The 5,535-nt window shown below is 56.3% G+C and carries 3 rRNA genes; all 3 read right to left on the reverse strand.

The features are described 5' to 3' along the window. Positions 1-8: 8 nt before the first annotated feature. A 5S ribosomal RNA gene (gene rrf / locus ACP7BP_RS21340) occupies positions 9-125 on the reverse strand. Between the two features lie 153 nt (positions 126-278). Beyond that, positions 279-3,394: ribosomal RNA gene (locus ACP7BP_RS21345) — 23S ribosomal RNA — on the reverse strand. Positions 3,395-3,925: 531 nt separating this feature from the next. After that, positions 3,926-5,462, reverse strand: a 16S ribosomal RNA gene (locus ACP7BP_RS21350). Together the 16S, 23S and 5S rRNA genes form the textbook arrangement of a ribosomal RNA operon. Positions 5,463-5,535: the final 73 nt, after the last annotated feature.

A 5,535-nucleotide genomic window follows, 5' to 3' on the forward strand; every position in this document is an offset into this window, starting at 1 on the left:
GAGTGTATGTCCGGCGGCGTCCTACTCTCCCACAGCCTCTCGGTTGCAGTACCATCGGCGCTGAAAGGCTTAACTTCCGGGTTCGGTATGGGACCGGGTGTTTCCCTTTCGCTATGGCCGCCGTAACTCTGGCGGAACACATGCACAATACTCGTTATGGTGTTGTGGTGTTCCAAACTCATGGACCCGCCCCTTGTTTTGGGGGTGGGTTGTGGTCTGGGATCTGGTTAGTGGACGCGACACAAGTCTCTTGTGTTTTGAGTGGTTTTGTACGGTGTTGGGACAAGCCCTCGGCCTATTAGTACCGGTCGGCTAGGCATTACTGCTGTACACCTCCGGCCTATCAACCCAGTGTTCTGCTGGGGGCCTTACCCGGTTAACCCGGTGGGAAACCTCATCTTGAAACGTGCTTCCCGCTTAGATGCATTCAGCGGTTATCACTTCCGAACGTAGCTAACCAGCCGTGCCCCTGGCGGGACAACTGGCACACCAGAGGTTCGTCCATCCCGGTCCTCTCGTACTAGGGACAGCCTTTCTCAAGTTTCCTGCGCGCGCGGCGGATAGGGACCGAACTGTCTCACGACGTTCTAAACCCAGCTCGCGTGCCGCTTTAATGGGCGAACAGCCCAACCCTTGGGACCTACTCCAGCCCCAGGATGCGACGAGCCGACATCGAGGTGCCAAACCATCCCGTCGATATGGACTCTTGGGGAAGATCAGCCTGTTATCCCCGGGGTACCTTTTATCCGTTGAGCGACGCCGCTTCCACATGCTGGCGCCGGATCACTAGTTCCGACTTTCGTCCCTGCTCGACATGTCTGTCTCACAGTCAAGCTCCCTTGTGCACTTACACTCGAAACCTGATTGCCAACCAGGCTGAGGGAACCTTTGAGCGCCTCCGTTACATTTTAGGAGGCAACCGCCCCAGTTAAACTACCCATCAGGCACTGTCCCTGATCCGGATTACGGACCTAGGTTAGACATCTAGTACGACCAGAGTGGTATTTCAACGTTGACTCCACACTCACTGGCGTGAATGCTTCACAGTCTCCCACCTATCCTACACAAGCCGAACCAAACACCAATACCAAACTATAGTAAAGGTCCCGGGGTCTTTCCGTCCTGCCGCGCGTAACGAGCATCTTTACTCGTAGTGCAATTTCGCCGAGTCCACGGTTGAGACAGCGCCCAAGTCGTTACTCCATTCGTGCAGGTCGGAACTTACCCGACAAGGAATTTCGCTACCTTAGGATGGTTATAGTTACCACCGCCGTTTACTGGGGCTTAAGTTCTCAGCTTCGACTTGCGTCTAACCGGTCCCCTTAACCTTCCAGCACCGGGCAGGAGTCAGTCCGTATACATCGTCTTACAACTTCGCACGGACCTGTGTTTTTAGTAAACAGTCGCTTGGGCCTGGTCTCTGCGGCCATCACCGCTACCTCACGCAAGGTGAGTCACGGATCCGGCCCCCCTTCTCCCGAAGTTACGGGGGCATTTTGCCGAGTTCCTTAACCATGGTTATCTCGATCGCCTTGGTATTCTCTACCTGATCACCTGAGTCGGTTTGGGGTACGGGCGGCGCATAGCTCGCTAGAGGTTTTTCTCGACAGCATAGGATCATCCACTTCCCCATACGGGTCCCCATCAAGTCTCAGGCACATGAACGGCGGATTTGCCTACCGTTCGCCCTACACTCTTAGCCACGGACTACCATCGCCGTGGTTGGACTGCCTTCCTGCGTCACCCCATCGCTTGACTACTACCAGTTCGGGTCCCACGCTCCGCTCACCAGCCTCGCCCCGAAGGGTCCGGTCCGATGAGTTTCGGATGGTTAGCATCACCAGGTTCGTCATGGGCGCTACTTTGCCGGTACGGGAATATCAACCCGTTGTCCATCGACTACGCCTGTCGGCCTCGCCTTAGGTCCCGACTTACCCAGGGCAGATTAGCTTGACCCTGGAACCCTTGATCATTCGGCGCACATGTTTCTCGCATGTGATTCGCTACTCATGCCTGCATTCTCACTCGTGTCGCGTCCACAACTAGATCACTCTGCTGCTTCACTCGCGACACGACGCTCCCCTACCCATCCACACACCTGAACACAACCAAAGGCTGCGCTAAGTACACGCGTGAATGCCATAGCTTCGGCGGATGACTTGAGCCCCGCTACATTGTCGGCGCGGAATCACTTGACCAGTGAGCTATTACGCACTCTTTCAAGGGTGGCTGCTTCCAAGCCAACCTCCTGGTTGTCACTGCGACTCCACATCCTTTTCCACTTAGTCACCGCTTAGGGGCCTTAGCTGATGGTCTGGGCTGTTTCCCTCTCGACTACGGAGCTTATCCCCCGCAGTCTCACTGCCGCGCTCTCACTTACCGGCATTCGGAGTTTGGCTAACGTCAGTAACCTTGTAGGGCCCATTAGCTATCCAGTGCTCTACCTCCGGCAAGAAACACGCGACGCTGCACCTAAATGCATTTCGGGGAGAACCAGCTATCACGAAGTTTGATTGGCCTTTCACCCCTATCCACAGGTCATCCCCTCAGTTTTCAACCTAAGTGGGTTCGGTCCTCCACGCGGTCTTACCCGCGCTTCAACCTGCCCATGGATAGATCACTTCGCTTCGGGTCTTGATCGCGCTACTCAAACGCCCTATTCGGACTCGCTTTCGCTACGGCTTCCCCACACGGGTTAACCTCGCAACACAACGCAAACTCGCAGGCTCATTCTTCAAAAGGCACGCCGTCACAACCCACAAGGGATCGCTCCGACGGATTGTAGGCACATGGTTTCAGGTACTATTTCACTCCCCGCCAGGGGTACTTTTCACCTTTCCCTCACGGTACTTGTCCGCTATCGGTCACCAAGGAGTATTTAGGCTTAACGGGTGGTCCCGCCAGATTCACACGGAATTTCAGGGGTTCCGTGTTACTTGGGAACATGCCAACAGAGTCACGAACTTACGTCTACGGGGCTATCACCCTCTACGGCCCGGCTTTCCAACCGGCTTCAACTTCACTCGTGATTTCTTACTCTGCACCGCCACGGCAGCAACGATCAGACACGTCCCACAACCCCACACTCACAACCCCTGCCGGGTATCACATGAGCATGGTTTGGCCTCATCCGATTTCGCTCGCCACTACTCTCGGAATCACAATTGTTTTCTCTTCCTGTGGGTACTGAGATGTTTCACTTCCCCACGTTCCCTCCACTCGCCCTATGTGTTCAGGCAAGGGTAACTGGACATGACTCCAGCTGGGTTTCCCCATTCGGACACCCCCGGATCACAGCTCGGTTGCCAACTCCCCGGGGCTTATCGCAGGCTCCTACGTCCTTCATCGGCTCTTGGTGCCAAGGCATCCACCATGTGCCCTTCATAGCTTGTCTCAACAACGTCAAAACAACTCAACTACAAAAGACCAGCACCCCCCAGGAACAATCACTCCCGAAGGGCACACATACTTATCAGCCACCACACACCACACACCCACCCCCCAACCAACACGGGGAACAACCCCACACAAAGGGGGCCCAGGGCACACAGCACGCAGCAGCTAGATGCTCGCGTCCACTATCCAGATCTCAAACAACAACCCCACCAACCCCCCACACCCACCAACCGGCAGACACAGGACAAAGGAGGAATCCCACAGAACAACCAACCACCCCCACCCCTCACAGGGTGAAGACGCCTGATTCTTCAGGACCCAACAGTGTGCCACCACCCACGCCCACCAACAGACCAGAACCCAGGTTCCACACCCCCACCCACACCCCCCAAAAAAGGAGAGCACGACCAGGAGCAGTACTGAGGACCCCGACCCACCAACAGGCCAAGCGATTCATCGACGATTCCACTAGTGAACACCACCATGCGCCCACCCACGAACGGGGCAGGTCGGGGCGTGTGCTCCTTAGAAAGGAGGTGATCCAGCCGCACCTTCCGGTACGGCTACCTTGTTACGACTTCGTCCCAATCGCCAGCCCCACCTTCGACGGCTCCCTCCACAAGGGTTGGGCCACCGGCTTCGGGTGTTGCCGACTTTCGTGACGTGACGGGCGGTGTGTACAAGGCCCGGGAACGTATTCACCGCAGCGTTGCTGATCTGCGATTACTAGCGACTCCGACTTCATGGGGTCGAGTTGCAGACCCCAATCCGAACTGAGACCGGCTTTTTGGGATTCGCTCCGCCTTACAGCATCGCAGCCCTTTGTACCGGCCATTGTAGCATGCGTGAAGCCCTGGACATAAGGGGCATGATGACTTGACGTCATCCCCACCTTCCTCCGAGTTGACCCCGGCAGTCTCCTATGAGTCCCCATCACCCCGAAGGGCATGCTGGCAACATAGAACGAGGGTTGCGCTCGTTGCGGGACTTAACCCAACATCTCACGACACGAGCTGACGACAGCCATGCACCACCTGTACACCGACAAAAGGGGCCACATCTCTGCAGCTTTCCGGTGTATGTCAAACCCAGGTAAGGTTCTTCGCGTTGCATCGAATTAATCCGCATGCTCCGCCGCTTGTGCGGGCCCCCGTCAATTCCTTTGAGTTTTAGCCTTGCGGCCGTACTCCCCAGGCGGGGCGCTTAATGCGTTAGCTGCGGCACGGAACCCATGGAATAGGCCCCACACCTAGCGCCCAACGTTTACGGTGTGGACTACCAGGGTATCTAATCCTGTTCGCTCCCCACACTTTCGCTCCTCAGCGTCAGGTAATGCCCAGAGAACCGCCTTCGCCACCGGTGTTCCTCCTGATATCTGCGCATTTCACCGCTACACCAGGAATTCCGTTCTCCCCTGCATACCTCTAGTCTGCCCGTATCGAAAGCAAGCACTGAGTTAAGCCCAGTGTTTTCACTCCCGACGCGACAAACCGCCTACGAGCCCTTTACGCCCAATAATTCCGGACAACGCTCGCACCCTACGTATTACCGCGGCTGCTGGCACGTAGTTGGCCGGTGCTTCTTCTGTACCTACCGTCACCACACCCAAAAAGGCACAGCTTCGTCGATACTGAAAGAGGTTTACAACCCGAAGGCCGTCATCCCTCACGCGGCGTTGCTGGATCAGGCTTTCGCCCATTGTCCAATATTCCCCACTGCTGCCTCCCGTAGGAGTCTGGGCCGTGTCTCAGTCCCAGTGTGGCCGGTCACCCTCTCAGGCCGGCTACCCGTCGAAGCCATGGTAGGCCATTACCCCACCATCAAGCTGATAGGCCGCGAGCACATCCTCCACCGCCAAAACTTTCCACCCCAACCCATGCAGGAAGGAGTCATATCAGGTATTAGCCACCGTTTCCGGAGGTTATCCCTGAGTGAAGGGCAGATTACTCACGTGTTACTCACCCGTTCGCCGCTCGTGTACCCCCGAAAGGGCCTTACCGCTCGACTTGCATGTGTTAAGCACGCCGCCAGCGTTCGTCCTGAGCCAGGATCAAACTCTCCGTAGAAAACTTGCTCCCGACAAACAAACCCTGACTTTCGCCAGAATCATTGCCGAAAAAAACAAAACCCAACAAAAAA

This window comes from Nocardioides sp. LHG3406-4 (assembly GCF_049897745.1).
Classification (GTDB): Bacteria; Actinomycetota; Actinomycetes; order Propionibacteriales; family Nocardioidaceae; genus Nocardioides.